Origin of the sequence: Pseudomonas sp. p1(2021b), assembly GCF_020151015.1 — a bacterium.
GTDB lineage: Bacteria > Pseudomonadota > Gammaproteobacteria > Pseudomonadales > Pseudomonadaceae > Aquipseudomonas > Aquipseudomonas putida_K.
Genome location: NZ_CP083746.1, coordinates 4697744 through 4713390 on the forward strand (window position 1 = coordinate 4697744; position 15647 = coordinate 4713390).

General features: G+C 65.5%; 17 protein-coding genes. 14 read left to right on the top strand and 3 right to left on the bottom strand.

The window, feature by feature from the left end; genetic code table 11:
* Positions 1-26 precede the first annotated feature (26 nt).
* From K8374_RS21795 to K8374_RS21805, 3 genes are read right to left on the bottom strand one after another with little or no spacing between them, the layout of a single operon-like run.
* The gene (locus K8374_RS21795; RefSeq protein ID WP_224457166.1) at positions 27-581 is read right to left on the bottom strand and encodes a chemotaxis protein CheW; all 555 of its coding nucleotides are present in this window, start codon (positions 579-581) and stop codon (positions 27-29) included.
* Positions 578-943 (bottom strand): twitching motility response regulator PilH, encoded by a 366-nt coding sequence (pilH, locus tag K8374_RS21800; protein ID WP_084854018.1) that lies wholly within the window; start codon positions 941-943, stop codon positions 578-580. Before pilH ends, K8374_RS21795 begins: the two co-directional genes overlap by 4 nt.
* Positions 944-989: 46 nt before the next feature.
* Positions 990-1391: a PleD family two-component system response regulator gene (locus K8374_RS21805; RefSeq protein ID WP_084854016.1), complete on the bottom strand. Its 402-nt coding sequence runs from the start codon at positions 1389-1391 to the stop codon at positions 990-992.
* A 336-nt stretch (positions 1392-1727) separates the two neighbouring features.
* Between K8374_RS21805 and gshB the strand changes: the two genes are divergently transcribed.
* From gshB to K8374_RS21875, 14 genes are all read left to right on the top strand, one after another.
* Positions 1728-2681, top strand: coding sequence for a glutathione synthase (gshB, locus tag K8374_RS21810; protein WP_084854014.1), 954 nt, complete (start codon positions 1728-1730; stop codon positions 2679-2681).
* Positions 2682-2772: 91 nt separating this feature from the next.
* Complete coding sequence (locus K8374_RS21815) at positions 2773-3669, top strand: energy transducer TonB (RefSeq protein ID WP_224457167.1); 897 nt, start codon at positions 2773-2775, stop codon at positions 3667-3669.
* A 136-nt stretch (positions 3670-3805) separates the two neighbouring features.
* Positions 3806-4375, top strand: a complete 570-nt coding sequence (locus K8374_RS21820) for a YqgE/AlgH family protein (RefSeq protein WP_224457168.1) — start codon at positions 3806-3808, stop codon at positions 4373-4375.
* Positions 4375-4800, top strand: coding sequence for a Holliday junction resolvase RuvX (ruvX, locus tag K8374_RS21825; protein WP_084854011.1), 426 nt, complete (start codon positions 4375-4377; stop codon positions 4798-4800). Before K8374_RS21820 ends, ruvX begins: the two co-directional genes overlap by 1 nt.
* Positions 4801-4849: 49 nt before the next feature.
* Positions 4850-5368 (top strand): bifunctional pyr operon transcriptional regulator/uracil phosphoribosyltransferase PyrR, encoded by a 519-nt coding sequence (gene pyrR, locus K8374_RS21830; RefSeq protein ID WP_084854009.1) that lies wholly within the window; start codon positions 4850-4852, stop codon positions 5366-5368.
* A gap of 12 nt (positions 5369-5380) precedes the next feature.
* On the top strand, positions 5381-6385 hold the full coding sequence (locus tag K8374_RS21835; RefSeq protein WP_224457169.1) for an aspartate carbamoyltransferase catalytic subunit: 1005 nt from the start codon (positions 5381-5383) through the stop codon (positions 6383-6385).
* On the top strand, positions 6382-7653 hold the full coding sequence (locus K8374_RS21840) for a dihydroorotase (RefSeq protein WP_224457170.1): 1272 nt from the start codon (positions 6382-6384) through the stop codon (positions 7651-7653). Before K8374_RS21835 ends, K8374_RS21840 begins: the two co-directional genes overlap by 4 nt.
* A 204-nt stretch (positions 7654-7857) precedes the next feature.
* Positions 7858-8388, top strand: coding sequence for an ATP-dependent protease subunit HslV (gene hslV, locus K8374_RS21845; protein ID WP_043207181.1), 531 nt, complete (start codon positions 7858-7860; stop codon positions 8386-8388).
* Between the two features lie 74 nt (positions 8389-8462).
* Complete coding sequence (hslU, locus tag K8374_RS21850; RefSeq protein WP_084854003.1) at positions 8463-9806, top strand: ATP-dependent protease ATPase subunit HslU; 1344 nt, start codon at positions 8463-8465, stop codon at positions 9804-9806.
* Between the two features lie 159 nt (positions 9807-9965).
* A complete protein-coding gene (locus tag K8374_RS21855) occupies positions 9966-10343 on the top strand; it encodes a gamma-butyrobetaine hydroxylase-like domain-containing protein (protein ID WP_224457171.1) in 378 nt (125 codons plus the stop codon).
* 350 nt (positions 10344-10693) lie between these two features.
* Positions 10694-12370 carry a class II poly(R)-hydroxyalkanoic acid synthase gene (phaC, locus tag K8374_RS21860; RefSeq protein WP_224457172.1) on the top strand — a complete coding sequence of 559 codons (1677 nt, stop codon included), beginning with the start codon at positions 10694-10696 and terminating at the stop codon, positions 12368-12370.
* Positions 12371-12433: 63 nt separating this feature from the next.
* A complete protein-coding gene (gene phaZ / locus K8374_RS21865) occupies positions 12434-13279 on the top strand; it encodes a poly(3-hydroxyalkanoate) depolymerase (protein ID WP_224457173.1) in 846 nt (281 codons plus the stop codon).
* 48 nt (positions 13280-13327) lie between these two features.
* Positions 13328-15010 carry a class II poly(R)-hydroxyalkanoic acid synthase gene (phaC, locus tag K8374_RS21870; RefSeq protein ID WP_224457174.1) on the top strand — a complete coding sequence of 561 codons (1683 nt, stop codon included), beginning with the start codon at positions 13328-13330 and terminating at the stop codon, positions 15008-15010.
* Positions 15011-15014: 4 nt separating this feature from the next.
* Entirely contained in the window at positions 15015-15629 is a 615-nt protein-coding gene (locus K8374_RS21875; RefSeq protein ID WP_224457175.1) for a TetR/AcrR family transcriptional regulator, read from the top strand.
* The last annotated feature ends 18 nt before the right edge of the window (positions 15630-15647 follow it).

Below are 15647 nucleotides of genomic sequence, written 5' to 3' on the forward strand. Positions count from 1 at the left end.
GGGTTTGTTCACGGTCGATGGGTCCTCTACAGCGCCACGTCGAGAAAGCCCGGCGCCTGGGCCAGGGCGAACGGGCTGAAGATCGCCCAGTTGCGTTCACGGGGGAAATGGCCCTGGACGAAGGGCGCGGCAGCGCGCAACAACGGCTGCGGCGGGGACAACTCCAGGCTGCTCAGGGCGAAGTGCTGCAGCCCCAGGACTTCATCCACCAACAGGCCTGCGAACAGCGCTTCATGGTCCAGCACCAGCACCCGCCGCTGCTTGCCCGCCAATGCCGGGCCAAGGCCGAAGAACGCGCTCAGGTCCATGACCGGCAACAGCCGGCCACGCAGGTTGGCCACTCCGCAAACCCAGGGCTGGACACCAGGCACCCGGCTGCTGCGCGGCTCGTGCAACACTTCGGCGACCTCGCCCATGGGCGCCACGAACCACTGCTGGGCAATACGAAAGCCGATACCGCTCCACTGTTGCTGGCGGGTGTCCTGGGGCGGTTGGTCGGCCACCAGCAGACGGCAGCGCCGGTCGATGTCCAGCAGCAGTTCGAAGGCGGTCAGCGACGCGCCCTGCGGACGGGTGGTCAAGCCCCGATGACCTCTTTGAGCTTGTCGATCAGCGCCGCTTCCTCCACCGGCTTGGTCAGGAAGTCCCGCGCGCCCTGGCGCGTGGCCCAGACCCGGTCGGTTTCCTGGTCCTTGGTGGTCACCACGATCACCGGAATGGCGCGGGTCTCGGGGTCCTTGCTCAACTGCCGGGTGGCCTGGAAACCGTTCATGCCGGGCATGACGATGTCCATCAACACCGCGTCGGGCTTTTCCTGGCGGGCCAGGGCCACGCCATCGGCGCCGTTGTCGGCCTTGAGCACCTGGTGGCCATGCTTCTCCAGCCAGGCGGTCAGCTTGTACATCTCTGTCGGCGAGTCGTCGACGATCAAAACTCGGGCCATGCTGTTTCCCCATGAAGGAAAGAAGACACCGCCATGGCGGGCGGGGTCAGGGTGCGTGTTGGGCCTGCGCGGCGAACCCGGGCACATGGGCCCTGATCGCATCGAGCAGTTCTTCCTTGCTGAACGGTTTGGTCAGGAACTGGTCGGAGCCGACCACCCGGCCACGGGCCTTGTCGAACAGGCCGTCGCGCGAGGACAGCAGGATGACCGGGGTGTCCTTGAAGGCGCTGTTCTGCTTGATCACGGCGCAGGTCTGGTAGCCGTCCAGGCGCGGCATCAGCACATCGACGAAGATGATCCGGGGCTTGTGATCGACGATCTTGGCCAGGGCATCGAAGCCGTCGCTGGCGGTGATCACCTCGCAGCCTGCTTCGCCGAGCAACATCTGGGCGGTGCGGCGGATCGTGCGGGAATCGTCGATCACCATCACCTTCAGGGGTTGTTCCATAAGTTGGGCTACCATCGCGGCTCTGGCTGACATCCGGGGCCGCTTCGCGCCCCATCGCGGGGCAAGCCCGCTCCTACACGGCCCTGCGACAACAGAGCCCCGAGCCCGGCACAGACCCTGTGGGAGCGGGCTTGCCCCGCGATGGACTGCGCAGCAGTCCCAAGCGACATCATGCTTGGCTCCTGTGAACGGCATCAAGCACTATGCCTGGCATTTTTAGCACAGTCCGCAGGGGCATTCCATCCGCCGCCCCCTTGACCATCGGCGTTCCCGGCGCCACCCTGAGCCACTTTTCATCGAACCATCGCGGCAATCGCCGCCAATGAGGAATTACCCATGAGCGTTCGCCTCGGGATTGTCATGGACCCCATCGCGTCCATCTCCTACAAGAAGGACAGCTCGCTGGCCATGCTGCTGGCGGCCCAGGCCCGTGGCTGGACCCTGTTCTACATGGAGCAGCGCGACCTCTACCTGGGTGCAGGCCAGGCCCGCGCGCAAATGCGCCCATTGAAGGTGTTCGCCGATCCGGCCCGCTGGTTCGAGCTGGGCGAAGAGCAGGACAGCGCCCTGGCCGACCTGGACGTGATCCTGATGCGCAAGGACCCGCCCTTCGACATGGAATTCGTCTACAGCACCTACCTGCTGGAGCAGGCCGAGCGCGAGGGCGTGCTGGTGGTCAACCGGCCGCAGAGCCTGCGCGACTGCAACGAGAAGCTGTTCGCCACCCAGTTCCCGCAGTGCATGGCGCCGACCCTGGTCAGCCGCCGCGTGGACATCCTGCGCGAGTTCGCCAACAGCCGCGGCGACGTGATCCTCAAGCCGCTGGACGGCATGGGCGGCGCCTCGGTGTTCCGCCACCGCAAGGACGACCCGAACCTGTCGGTGATCCTCGAGACCCTGACCCAGCACGGCACCCAGCAAATCATGGCCCAGGAGTACCTGCCGCAGATCGTCGACGGCGACAAGCGCATCCTGATGATCGACGGCGAGCCGGTCGACTACTGCCTGGCACGCATCCCGGCCAGCGGCGAAACCCGTGGCAACCTGGCCGCCGGGGGGCGTGGCGAGGCCCGCCCGTTGACCGAGCGCGACCGCTGGATCGCCGCCCAAGTCGGCCCGACCCTGCGTGAAAAAGGCCTGCTGTTCGTCGGCCTGGACGTGATCGGCGACTACCTCACCGAGATCAACGTCACCAGCCCCACCTGCATCCGCGAGATCGACGCGGCCTACAACACCGATATCGGCGGGCAACTGATGGATGCCATTGATCGCCAGCTCAAGGCGCGCTGACCGCCGACGCGGAGCAATTTCGCGCAGTGGGGTATGATGCCAGTCCTTTTCGATTGAGCCGCCACCCCGCTTTGCGGTTGCTGGATACCTGATGACGCTGCCTGCCGACATCCCCGCCGACCTGCTGCCTCCCCGCGTCCGCCCTGCGGACCGGCTCGGCTTCACCCTGTTCCTGGCTGCCCTGGTGCACCTGGCGCTGATCCTGGGCGTGAGCTTCACCATCGCCAAGCCCAGCGAAATCCGCCGCAGCATGGAAATCACCCTGGCGACCTTCAAGAGCGAGAAACCGCCCGAGAAGGCCGACTTCCAGGCCCAGGACAACCAGCAGGGCAGCGGCACCCTGGAGAAGAAGGCGGTGCCCAAGACCACCGAGGTCGCGCCGTTCCAGGACAGCAAAATCAACAAGGTCACCCCGCCCCCGGCCGCTAAGCGGGAAAGCCCGCCGGCCCCGCAGAAGTCCGCCGTGGCCACCAAGGCGCCCAAGCCGCAGAAGGTCGAGCCCAAGCCCAAGGAAAGCAAACCACAGCCCAAGCCCCAGGCGGTGCCGGACTTCGACAGCTCGCAATTGTCCAGCCAGATCGCCAGCCTCGAGGCGGAGCTTTCCAACGAACAGCAGCTGTACGCCAAGCGCCCGCGCATCCACCGCCTCAACGCTGCCTCGACCATGCGCGACAAGGGCGCCTGGTACAAGGAAGAGTGGCGCAAGAAGGTCGAGCGGGTCGGCAATCTCAACTACCCCGAGCAGGCGCGTCGCCAACAAATCTACGGCAGCCTGCGGATGATGGTGTCGATCAACCGCGACGGTTCGTTGTACGAGGTGCTGGTGCTGGAGTCCTCCGGCCAGCCGGTGCTCGACCAGGCAGCCCAGCGCATCGTCCGCCTGTCGGCACCGTTCGCACCGTTCACCGGCGACCTGGCCGAGTTCGACCGGCTGGAGATCATCCGCACCTGGCGCTTTGCCCGCGGTGACCGCCTGTCCAGTAATTGAATGATGGTTGGTCCGTAGGGCTTGAGTGTGCGGTGGCGCACGCGTCATCAGGCGCCCCCAAACCACCAACCTGCACAACGCCCAGCAACACACTGGCACCTTGTCAGCCTCGCCACCTGACGCCACACTATCACCCATGAAAACCCTCAGCCCGAGCTACCTCAAGCACCAGTTCCTCATCGCCATGCCGCACATGGCCGACCCGAACTTTGCCCAGACCCTCACCTATATCGTCGAGCACAACGCCAATGGCGCCATGGGCCTGGTGGTCAATCGGCCTCAGGAGCTGAACCTGGCGGACATCCTGGAGCAGCTGCGTCCGGACGAGGTGCCGCCGGCCAGCACCCTGCAGGTGCCGATCTACCAAGGTGGCCCGGTGCAGACCGATCGCGGTTTCGTATTGCACACCAGCGAATGCAGCTACCAGGCCACCGTCGAGCTGCAGGGCCTGTCGCTTTCCACCTCCCAGGACGTGCTGTTCGCCATCGCCGATGGCGTAGGGCCGAAACAGAGCCTGATCACCCTGGGCTACGCCGGCTGGGAGGCAGGCCAGCTGGAAGCCGAGCTTGCCGACAACGCCTGGCTCAACTGCCCGTTCGACCCCGAGATCATCTTCGGCCTGGCCAGCGACCAACGCCTGGAGGCCGCCGCCGCGAGCCTGGGCATCAACCTCAGCCTGCTGACCAGCCAGGCGGGCCACGCCTGATGGCCGAATTACGCCTGCTGCTGGGCTTCGACTACGGCAGCAAACAAATCGGCGTGGCCGTCGGCCAGGTGATCACCGGCCAGGCCCGCGAGCTGTGCACGCTCAAGGCCCAGAACGGCGTGCCGGACTGGGCCCAGGTGGAAAGACTCATCAAGGAATGGAAGCCCGATGCCATCGTCGTCGGCCTGCCGCTGAACATGGACGGCACGCCCAGCGAGATGAGCGAGCGCGCCGAAAAGTTCGCCCGGCGCCTGCATGGCCGCTACAACCTGCCCGTGCACACCCATGACGAACGCCTGACCACCTTCGAAGCCAAGGGCGAGCAGATGGCCCGCGGCATGCGCCACGGCAGCTACCGCGACAACCCGGTCGATGCCATCGCCGCCGCCCTGCTCCTGCAAGGCTGGCTGGAGGCCAACACTTAAATCCGCTTTGCCGCCGGCCCACCCGGCGCCCCCTCCCGAGGAGCACGCAATGAGCCTACCCAACCCCGCCGACCTGATCCGGCAGATGGCCGTCGACCTTCGCGCCCACCTGGCCCGCCGTGCCATCACCGAGCCACGCTTCATCGGCATCCGCACTGGCGGTGTGTGGGTAGCCCAGGCCTTGCAGCAGGCGCTGGGCGACAGCAGCGCGCTGGGCACCCTGGACGTCTCCTTCTACCGCGACGACTTCAGCCAGAACGGCCTGCATCCGCAGGTGCGCCCTTCGGAACTGCCCTTCGAGGTCGAAGGCCAGCACCTGGTGCTGGTGGACGACGTGCTGATGAGCGGGCGTACCATCCGCGCCGCGCTCAACGAACTGTTCGACTATGGCCGCCCGGCCAGCGTCACCCTGGTCTGCCTGCTGGACCTGGACGCCGGCGAACTGCCGATCCGCCCCAACGTGCTCGGCGCCACCTTGCAACTGGCGCCCACTGAACGGGTAAAATTGACCGGACCCGCACCGCTCGCCCTCGAGCGCCAGGACCTCGCCACCGCTTCCGCCCTTTAAGAGTCCCCCGCGATGACGCCATTCGACGCCAAGCGCCCGCTGCAGCTCAATGACCAGGGCCAGCTGCGCCACTTTCTCTCGCTCGACGGTTTGCCCCGCGAACTGCTGACCGAGATCCTCGACACCGCCGACTCCTTCCTGGAAGTCGGTGCCCGGGCCGTGAAAAAAGTCCCGTTGCTGCGCGGCAAGACCGTGTGCAACGTGTTCTTCGAGAACTCGACCCGCACCCGCACCACCTTCGAACTGGCCGCCCAGCGCCTGTCGGCCGATGTGATCAGCCTGAACGTGTCGACCTCCTCGACCAGCAAGGGCGAGACCCTGTTCGACACCCTGCGCAACCTGGAGGCCATGGCCGCCGACATGTTCGTCGTGCGCCATTCCGACTCCGGCGCCGCACACTTCATCGCCGAGCACGTCTGCCCGGATGTGGCGGTGATCAACGGCGGCGACGGCCGCCATGCGCACCCGACCCAGGGTATGCTCGACATGCTGACCATCCGTCGCCACAAGGGCAGCTTCGAGAACCTCTCGGTGGCCATCGTCGGTGACATCCTGCACTCGCGCGTGGCCCGCTCCGACATGCTCGCGCTCAAGGCGCTGGGTTGCCCGGATATCCGCGTGGTCGGCCCGAAGACCCTGATCCCGGTAGGTATCGAGCAATATGGCGTGAAGGTCTATACCGACCTGGCCCAGGGCCTGAAGGACGTCGACGTGGTGATCATGCTGCGCCTGCAGCGTGAGCGCATGGCTGGCGGCCTGCTGCCCAGCGAAGGCGAGTTCTACCGCCTGTTCGGCCTGACCACGGCACGCCTGGCCGGGGCCAAGCCCGACGCCATCGTCATGCACCCGGGCCCGATCAACCGCGGCGTGGAAATCGAGTCGGCGGTGGCCGACGGCGCCCATTCGGTGATTCTCAACCAGGTCACCTACGGCATCGCCGTGCGCATGGCGGTGCTGTCCATGGCCATGAGCGGCCAGGCCGCGCAACGTCAACTCGACCAGGAGAACGCCCTGTGAGCATCAGTATTCTTGGCGCCCGGGTCATCGACCCCAGCAGCGGCCTGGACCAAGTCACCGACCTGCACCTGGACGGCGGTCGCATCGTCGCCATCGGCGCCGCACCAGCAGGCTTCAGCGCCAGCCGCACGCTGCAGGCCGACGGCCTGGTCGCAGCACCCGGCCTGGTGGACCTCGACGTCGCCCTGCGCGAGCCGGGCTACAGCCGCAAGGGCAACATCGCCAGCGAGACCCGCGCCGCGGTGGCCGGCGGCGTCACCAGCCTGTGCTGCCCGCCCCAGACCCGCCCGATCCTCGATACCTCGGCCGTGGCCGAGCTGATCCTCGACCGCGCCCGTGAAGCCGGCAACAGCAAGGTCTACCCGGTCGGCGCGCTGACCAAGGGCCTGGAAGGCGAGCAACTGGCCGAGCTGGTCGCCCTGCGTGACACCGGCTGCGTTGCGTTCGGCAATGGCCTGAAGGACATTCCCAACAACCGCACCCTGGTCCGCGCCTTGGAATACGCCGCCACCTTCGACCTGACGGTGGTGTTCCACTCCCAGGACGGCGACCTGGCCCAAGGCGGCCTGGCCCATGAAGGTGCCATGGCCAGTTTCCTCGGCCTGGCGGGCATCCCGGAAACCGCGGAAACCGTGGCCCTGGCGCGCAACCTGCTGCTGGTCGAACAGACCGGCGTACGTGCCCACTTCACCCAGATCACCAGCGCCCGTGGCGCGCGGCTGATCGCCCAGGCCCAGCAGCTGGGCCTGCCGGTCACCGCCGACGTGGCGCTGTACCAGCTGATCCTCACGGACGAGGCCCTGCGCGACTTCTCCAGTCTCTACCACGTACAGCCTCCGCTGCGCACCGCCGCCGACCGCGATGGCCTGCGCGAAGCGGTGAAGGCCGGGGTGATCCAGGCGATCTCCAGCCATCACCAGCCCCATGAACGCGACGCCAAGCTGGCCCCGTTCGGCGCCACCGAGCCTGGCATCAGCAGCGTCGAGCTGCTGCTGCCGCTGGCCATGACCCTGGTGCAGGACGGCCTGCTCGACCTGCCGACCCTGCTGGCCCGCTTGACCTACGGCCCGGCCAAGGCCATGCGCCTGCCGGCGGGCGAGCTGAAGGTCGGTGCGGCGGCGGACCTGGTGCTGTTCGACCCACAGGCCTCCACGGTCGCTGGCGAGCAATGGTATTCGCGTGGCGAGAACTGCCCGTTCATTGGCCACTGCCTGCCAGGCGCGGTGCGTTATACCTTGGTCGACGGGCACGTTTGCCACGAGGCCTGACAGACCGCGTCACCCTTTTCGCGGGTAAACCCGCTCCCACAGGGGCCTCGATACCCCTGTGGGAGCGGGCTTGCCCGCGAATGCCGCAACGCCAATGGTCCTGCCCCAGCGCAACCATTCATCCCCCACGGTTGAAATCCTTCCCCCCACCCCCATATGAGTCTGCAACAGGCATTTTCGCCCCGCTGCGTGGAGACTCTTCCCTTGACTACCATCGTTTCAGTCCGCCGCCACGGCAAAGTCGTCATGGGCGGCGACGGCCAGGTTTCCCTCGGCAACACCGTGATGAAAGGCAATGCGAAGAAAGTCCGCCGCCTGTACCACGGCCAGGTCATCGCCGGCTTCGCCGGTGCCACCGCCGACGCCTTCACCCTGTTCGAGCGCTTCGAAGGTCAGCTGGAAAAACACCAGGGCCACCTGATTCGTGCCGCCGTGGAACTGGCCAAGGAATGGCGTACCGACCGTTCCCTGAGCCGCCTGGAAGCCATGCTCGCCGTGGCCAACAAGGACGCCTCGCTGATCATCACCGGCAACGGTGACGTGGTCGAGCCCGAGGATGGCCTGATCGCCATGGGTTCCGGCGGCGCCTACGCCCAGGCCGCGGCCCGCGCCCTGCTGAACAAGACCGACCTCTCGGCCCGCGAAATCGCCGAGACCGCCCTGAACATCGCCGGCGATATCTGCGTGTTCACCAACCACAACCTGACCATCGAGGAGCAGGACCTGGCCGAATAATCAGTTGTTCTGGCGTCCCGCCGCGAGCGGGGCTTTTCCACGCTGATTCATTCCGCCCGAGGACCATTTTCATCATGTCCATGACCCCCCGCGAGATCGTCCACGAACTCAACCGCCACATCATCGGCCAGGACGACGCCAAGCGCGCCGTGGCCATCGCCCTGCGCAACCGCTGGCGGCGCATGCAGCTGCCGGCCGAGCTGCGTGCCGAAGTCACGCCCAAGAACATCCTGATGATCGGCCCGACCGGCGTGGGCAAGACCGAAATCGCCCGCCGCCTGGCCAAGCTGGCCAACGCACCGTTCATCAAGGTCGAAGCGACCAAGTTCACCGAAGTCGGCTATGTCGGCCGTGACGTCGAGTCGATCATCCGCGACCTGGCCGATGCCGCGCTGAAGATGCTGCGCGAGCAGGAAATCATCCGCGTGCGCCACCGCGCCGAAGATGCCGCCGAGGACCGCATCCTCGACGCCCTGCTGCCCCAGGCCCGGGTCAGCAGCTTCTCTGAAGAGGCGTCGCAGTCGAGCACCGATTCCAACACTCGCCAGCTGTTCCGCAAGCGCCTGCGCGAAGGCCAGCTGGATGACAAGGAAATCGAGATCGAAGTGGCCGAGTCCATGGGCGTCGAGATCGCCGCGCCGCCCGGCATGGAAGAAATGACCAACCAGCTGCAGAGCCTGTTCGCCAACATGGGCAAGGGCAAGCGCAAGGCGCGCAAGCTCAAGGTCAAGGAAGCGCTGAAGATGGTCCGCGACGAGGAAGCCAGCCGCCTGGTCAACGAGGAAGAACTCAAGGCCAAGGCCCTGGAAGCGGTCGAGCAGCACGGCATCGTGTTCATCGACGAGATCGACAAGGTGGCCAAGCGCGGCAACGTCGGCGGTGCCGATGTGTCCCGCGAAGGCGTGCAGCGCGACCTGCTGCCGCTGATCGAGGGCTGCACCGTCAACACCAAGCTGGGTATGGTCAAGACCGACCACATCCTGTTCATCGCCTCCGGCGCGTTCCACCTGAGCAAGCCGAGCGACCTGGTGCCCGAGCTGCAGGGCCGCCTGCCGATCCGCGTCGAGCTCAAGGCCCTGACCCCGGAAGACTTCGAGCGCATCCTGCAGGAGCCGCATGCTTCGCTGACCGAACAGTACCGTGAGCTGCTCAAGACCGAAGGCCTGAACATCGAATTCGCCGCCGAGGGCATCAAGCGCCTGGCCGAGATCGCCTACCAGGTCAACGAGAAGACCGAGAACATCGGTGCCCGTCGCCTGCACACCCTGCTCGAGCGCCTGCTCGAAGAGGTGTCGTTCAGTGCCGGCGACCTGGCCAGTGCCCACGACGAAGCGCCGATTAAGATCGACGCCGCGTACGTGAACAGCCACCTGGGCGAGCTGGCGCAGAACGAAGACCTGTCGCGCTACATCCTGTAAGCCCGCACGGGGCCGCTGCGCGGCCCTTTCGCGGCGCAAGGCCGCTCCTACCTGGGCACGCGCATTGCTGTAGGAGCGGATGGGCTGCGCAGCAGCCCCCTTGCACATTGGCCGGATTCTCCCGAAGCTTGCATCATCAGCTCACGAGAGATCCAGCCCATGGCCCGCCTCCCCACCGCCATCAACCTGCACAAAGCCTCCAAGACCCTCACCCTCACCTATGGGCCGAACGAGGTCTACCACCTGCCCGCCGAATTCCTGCGGGTGCACTCCCCTTCCGCCGAAGTCCAGGGCCACGGCAACCCTATCCTGCAATTCGGCAAGATCAACGTCGGCCTCGTCGGCCTCGAGCCTGCCGGCCAATATGCACTGAAACTGACCTTCGACGACGGCCATGACAGCGGCCTGTTCACCTGGGAATACCTCGAGCAGCTGTGCCTGCGCCAGGAGGCACTGTGGGCCGAGTATCTCGATGACCTGCACAAGGCCGGCAAATCCCGCGACCCGTCGGAGACCGTGGTCAAGCTGATGCTCTAGCGCAGGGCCTGCGGGATTTAGAGCGCATTTTCTAAAGTCATCTGCTTGAATGCCCTTGCACCTGCCGATCACAGGCTGTCTTGCGCATTACATGAAAGTCGGGTAACCAATGGAGCTGGCAAGTTCCCTGCATCGTCCATCGTGCGATCAGGGCCGGGCCGGCATGTAGAGGTCGCGAGCGAAAGCAGGCTGTCTTCACCCGCAGGAAAACCCGCCGCTCGTCGCCACACGCATCCGGCCCGCAACCGCTGTTTCTTATCACTGGGTCACCCGAGCAGCAGTACCGGGCAGTCGTCTGTGTACCCGCCACAGCCAACCGGTACTCGTCTCAGGACAACGGAGCGTCGTAGATGAGTAAGCACAACGATGAGTTGCAGCGGCAGGCCTCGGCCAACACCCTGGGCCTGAACCCGGTCATCGGCATTCGCCGCAAGGACCTGCTGAGTTCGGCGCGCACCGTATTGCGCCAAGCGGTTCGCCAGCCATTGCACAGCGCCAAGCACGTGGCGCATTTCGGCCTGGAACTCAAGAACGTGCTGCTGGGCAAGTCCAACCTGCAGCCCGGCAGCGACGACCGCCGCTTCAGCGACCCCGCCTGGAGCCACAACCCGCTGTACCGCCGCTACCTGCAGACCTACCTCGCCTGGCGCAAGGAGCTGCACGAGTGGATCGGCAACAGCGACCTGTCGCCCCAGGATGTCAGCCGCGGGCAGTTCGTCATCAACCTGATGACCGAGGCGATGGCGCCCACCAATACCCTGGCCAACCCGGCAGCGGTCAAGCGCTTCTTTGAAACTGGCGGCAAGAGCCTGCTCGACGGCCTGTCCAACCTGGCCAAGGACATGGTCAACAACGGCGGCATGCCCAGCCAGGTGAACATGGATGCCTTCGAGGTGGGCAAGAACCTGGCCACCAGTGAAGGGGTGGTGGTGTATCGCAACGATGTGCTGGAATTGATCCAGTACAGCCCCATCACCGAGCAGGTGCATGCCCGCCCGCTGCTGATCGTGCCGCCGCAGATCAACAAGTTCTACGTCTTCGATCTCAGCCCGGAGAAGAGCCTGGCACGCTTCTGCCTGCGCTCCAGTCAGCAGACCTTCATCATCAGTTGGCGCAACCCGACCAAGGCCCAGCGCGAATGGGGCCTGTCGACCTATATCGACGCACTCAAGGAAGCGGTGGACGCCGTGCTGGCGATCACCGGCAGCACGGACCTGAACATGCTGGGTGCCTGCTCGGGGGGCATCACCTGCACCGCCCTGGTCGGCCATTACGCTGCACTCGGCGAGAACAAGGTCAATGCCCTGACCCTGCTGGTCAGCGTGCTCGATACCACCTTGGACAACCAGGTCGCGCTGTTCGTCGACGAACAGACCCTCGAGGCCGCCAAGCGCCACTCCTACCAGGCCGGTGTGCTCGAGGGCAGCGACATGGCCAAGGTGTTCGCCTGGATGCGCCCCAACGACCTGATCTGGAACTACTGGGTCAACAACTACCTGCTCGGCAACGAGCCGCCGGTGTTCGACATCCTGTTCTGGAACAACGACACCACGCGCCTGCCGGCCGCCTTCCACGGCGACCTGATCGAGATGTTCAAGAACAACCCCCTGACCCGCGCCGACGCCCTGGAAGTGTGCGGCACGTCAATCGACCTGAAGAAGGTCCAGTGCGATATCTACAGCGTCGCCGGCACCGCCGACCACATCACGCCGTGGCAGTCCTGCTATCGCTCGGCCCACCTGTTCGGCGGCAAGATCGAGTTCGTGCTGTCCAACAGCGGGCATATCCAGAGCATCCTCAACCCGCCCGGTAACCCCAAGGCACGCTTCATGACCGGCGAGGACCGTCCGGACGATCCGCTGGCCTGGCAGGACAACGCGGTCAAGCACGCCGATTCCTGGTGGCTGCACTGGCAAACCTGGCTGAGCGAGCGCGCGGGCGACCTGAAGAAAGCCCCCGCACGCCTGGGTAATCGCACTTATAGCGCTGGCGAGTCAGCACCGGGCACTTATGTGCACGAACGATAGGCCACCGCGATCATGGCCATTTGATACGATGACAGAGCGACTTATCCACCTAGAGTTTCGTGCATGGCGCAACCGTACATTTTCAGGACCGTGGAGTTGGACAACCAGTCCATCCGTACCGCGGTCCGCCCAGGCAAGTCAGAGCTGACGCCGCTGCTGATCTTCAACGGCATCGGCGCCAACATGGAGCTGATCTTCCCGCTCATCGAGGCGCTGGACCCGGACATCGAAGTCATCGCCTTCGATGTGCCCGGTGTCGGGGGCTCTTCCACGCCCAGCCGTCCGTATCGTTTCCCCGGCCTGGCCAAGCTCACCGCACGCATGCTCGACTATCTGGACTACGGCCAGGTCAATGTCATCGGGGTTTCCTGGGGCGGGGGCCTGGCCCAGCAATTCGCCCATGACTACCCCGAGCGCTGCAAGAAGCTGATCCTCGCCGCCACCGCTGCCGGTGCCTTCATGGTGCCCGGCAAGCCCAAGGTGCTGTGGGCGATGGCCAGCCCCCGACGCTATGTACAGCCCTCCTATGTGCAGTACATCGCGGCGCAAGTCTACGGCGGCGGTTTCCGTCGCGACCCCGAGCTGGCCCTGCATCATGCTGCCAAAGTGCGCTCCAGCGGCAAGACCGGCTACTACTGGCAACTGTTCGCGGGCCTGGGCTGGACCAGCATCCACTGGCTGCACAAGCTCCACCAGCCGACCCTGGTGCTGGCCGGCGACGACGACCCGTTGATCCCGCTGATCAACATGCGCCTGCTGGCCTGGCGAATTCCAAATGCCCAGCTACACATTATCGACGACGGGCACCTGTTCCTGATCACCCGGGCCGAGGCGGTCGCGCCGATCATCATGAAATTCCTCCAGCAGGAACGCCAACGCGCGGTGATGCACCCCCGCCCCGGAGGCTGACAACCCATGACACACGAACCCGGATGATCGCTGACGACGGAGTGAGGGATGAAAGACAAACCGGCAAAAGGGACGAGACCGGTCCCCGCTGCGAGCATCAATGTACAGAACGCGATCACCGGACTGCGCGGTCGTGACCTGTTCTCCACGCTGCGCAACGTCGGCCGCCTGAGCCTGGGCAACCCGTTGCACACCGCACACCACCTGCTGGCCCTGGGCAGCCAGCTGGGGCGAGTGATGCTCGGCGAAACGCCGCACCAGCCACACCCGCGCGACAACCGCTTCAGCGACCCGACCTGGAGCCAGAACCCGTTCTACCGCCGTGGCCTGCAAGCCTACCTCGCCTGGCAGAAGCAGACCCGCCAATGGATCGAGGAAAGCTCGCTGGACGACGACGAGCGCGCCCGGGTGCACTTCCTGTTCAACCTGCTCAACGATGCCTTGGCACCGAGCAATTCGTTGCTCAACCCGTTGGCGGTCAAGGAACTGTTCAATACCGGCGGGCAGAGCTTGGTGCGCGGCCTGGCCCACCTGGTCGACGACCTGCGCCACAACGATGGCCTGCCACGCCAGGTGGATGAACGCGCCTTCGAGGTTGGCGTCAACCTGGCGACCACACCCGGCGCGGTGGTGTTTCGCAACGAATTGCTCGAGCTTATCCAGTACCGGCCGATGAGCGAGAAACAGTACGCCCGGCCGCTGCTGATCATCCCGCCCCAGATCAACAAGTTCTATATCTTCGACCTGGGACCGACCAACAGCTTCGTCCAGTACATGCTCAAGAGTGGCCTGCAGGTGTTCATGGTCAGCTGGCGCAACCCGGACCCGCGTCATCGCGAGTGGGGCCTGTCCAGCTATGTCCAGGCGCTGGAGGAGGCGCTCGCGGCATGCCGCAGCATCACCGGCAGCCGCGACCCGAACCTGATGGGCGCCTGTGCCGGCGGGTTGACCATGGCCGCATTGCTGGGCCACCTGCAGGCCAAGCGTCAGCTGCGCCGGGTGCGCAGCGCCACCTACCTGGTGAGCCTGCTGGACAGCCAGTTCGACAGCCCCGCCAGCCTGTTCGCCGACGAACAGACCATCGAGGCCTCCAAACGGCGCTCCTACCAGCGTGGCGTGCTGGACGGCGGCGAGGTGGCGCGAATCTTCGCCTGGATGCGGCCCAACGACCTGATCTGGAACTACTGGGTTAACAACTACCTGCTTGGCCGCACGCCCCCGGCGTTCGACATCCTCTACTGGAACGCCGACAACACCCGCCTGCCCGCTGCCTTTCACGGCGAGCTGCTGGACTTCTTCAAGCTCAACCCGCTGACCCAACCGCAAGGGCTGCACGTGTGCGGCACGCCTATCGACCTGGGCCAGGTCGACCTCGACAGTTTCACCGTCGCTGGCAGCAACGACCACATCACCCCGTGGGACGCCGTCTATCGCTCGGCCCTGCTGCTCGGAGGCGATCGCCGCTTCGTGCTGGCCAACAGCGGCCATATCCAGAGCATCATCAACCCGCCCGGCAACCCCAAGGCCTTCTTCCTGGAAAACCCGACGCTTTCCAGCGACCCACGCGCCTGGGTGCACGATGCCACGCGCCACGAAGGCAGCTGGTGGCCGCAATGGCAGGCCTGGATCGCCCAGCGCTCCGGCCGGCTGAAGGCGCCGCGCAGCGAGCTGGGCAACGCCACCTACCCACCGCTGGGCCCGGCACCGGGCAGCTACGTACGGACACGTTGAGCGGATGAAGACCCGCGACCGGATCCTCGAATGCGCCCTGCAGTTGTTCAACCAACAGGGTGAGCCGAACGTCTCGACGTTGGAAATCGCCAACGAACTGGGGATCAGCCCAGGCAACCTGTACTACCACTTCCACGGCAAGGAGCCGTTGGTGCTGGGCTTGTTCGAACGCTTCGAGGAAGGGCTCCTGCCGCTGCTCGATCCCCCCATCGGGGTGCGCCTGGGGGCCGAGGACTACTGGCTGTTCCTGCACCTGATCGTCGAGCAGATGGCTCACTACCGGTTCCTGTTCCAGGACCTCTCCAACCTGACCGGGCGGCTGCCGAAACTGGCCCGGAACATGCGCAGCCTGATCAATGCCCTCAAACGCACCCTCGCCGCCCTGCTGGCCAGCCTGAAGGCACATGGGCAGGTGACCAGTGAGACACAGGCGCTGGGGCAACTGGTGGAGCAGATCACCCTGACGTTGATGTTCTCGCTGGATTATCAGCGCGTGCTGGGGCGCCAGGGGGATGTGGGAGTGGTGGTGTACCAGGTGATGATGCTTGTGGCGCCACACTTGGTGGAGCCGGCGCGGGAAGCGGCGGAGCAACTGGCGGGGAAATACCTGGAAGGGTAGGACCGCCTGCGCGGGCTC

Coding starts and splice junctions, on each gene's coding strand:
- K8374_RS21875 (WP_224457175.1), top strand. CDS start 15,015: ATGAAGACCCGCGACCGGATCCTCGAATGCGCCCTGCAGTTGTTCAAC.
- hslU (WP_084854003.1), top strand. CDS start 8,463: ATGTCCATGACCCCCCGCGAGATCGTCCACGAACTCAACCGCCACATC.
- ruvX (WP_084854011.1), top strand. CDS start 4,375: ATGGCCGAATTACGCCTGCTGCTGGGCTTCGACTACGGCAGCAAACAA.
- pyrR (WP_084854009.1), top strand. CDS start 4,850: ATGAGCCTACCCAACCCCGCCGACCTGATCCGGCAGATGGCCGTCGAC.
- phaC (WP_224457172.1), top strand. CDS start 10,694: ATGAGTAAGCACAACGATGAGTTGCAGCGGCAGGCCTCGGCCAACACC.
- pilH (WP_084854018.1), bottom strand. CDS start 943: ATGGCCCGAGTTTTGATCGTCGACGACTCGCCGACAGAGATGTACAAG.
- K8374_RS21805 (WP_084854016.1), bottom strand. CDS start 1,391: ATGGAACAACCCCTGAAGGTGATGGTGATCGACGATTCCCGCACGATC.
- K8374_RS21820 (WP_224457168.1), top strand. CDS start 3,806: ATGAAAACCCTCAGCCCGAGCTACCTCAAGCACCAGTTCCTCATCGCC.
- phaC (WP_224457174.1), top strand. CDS start 13,328: ATGAAAGACAAACCGGCAAAAGGGACGAGACCGGTCCCCGCTGCGAGC.
- gshB (WP_084854014.1), top strand. CDS start 1,728: ATGAGCGTTCGCCTCGGGATTGTCATGGACCCCATCGCGTCCATCTCC.
- K8374_RS21835 (WP_224457169.1), top strand. CDS start 5,381: ATGACGCCATTCGACGCCAAGCGCCCGCTGCAGCTCAATGACCAGGGC.
- K8374_RS21815 (WP_224457167.1), top strand. CDS start 2,773: ATGACGCTGCCTGCCGACATCCCCGCCGACCTGCTGCCTCCCCGCGTC.
- phaZ (WP_224457173.1), top strand. CDS start 12,434: ATGGCGCAACCGTACATTTTCAGGACCGTGGAGTTGGACAACCAGTCC.
- K8374_RS21855 (WP_224457171.1), top strand. CDS start 9,966: ATGGCCCGCCTCCCCACCGCCATCAACCTGCACAAAGCCTCCAAGACC.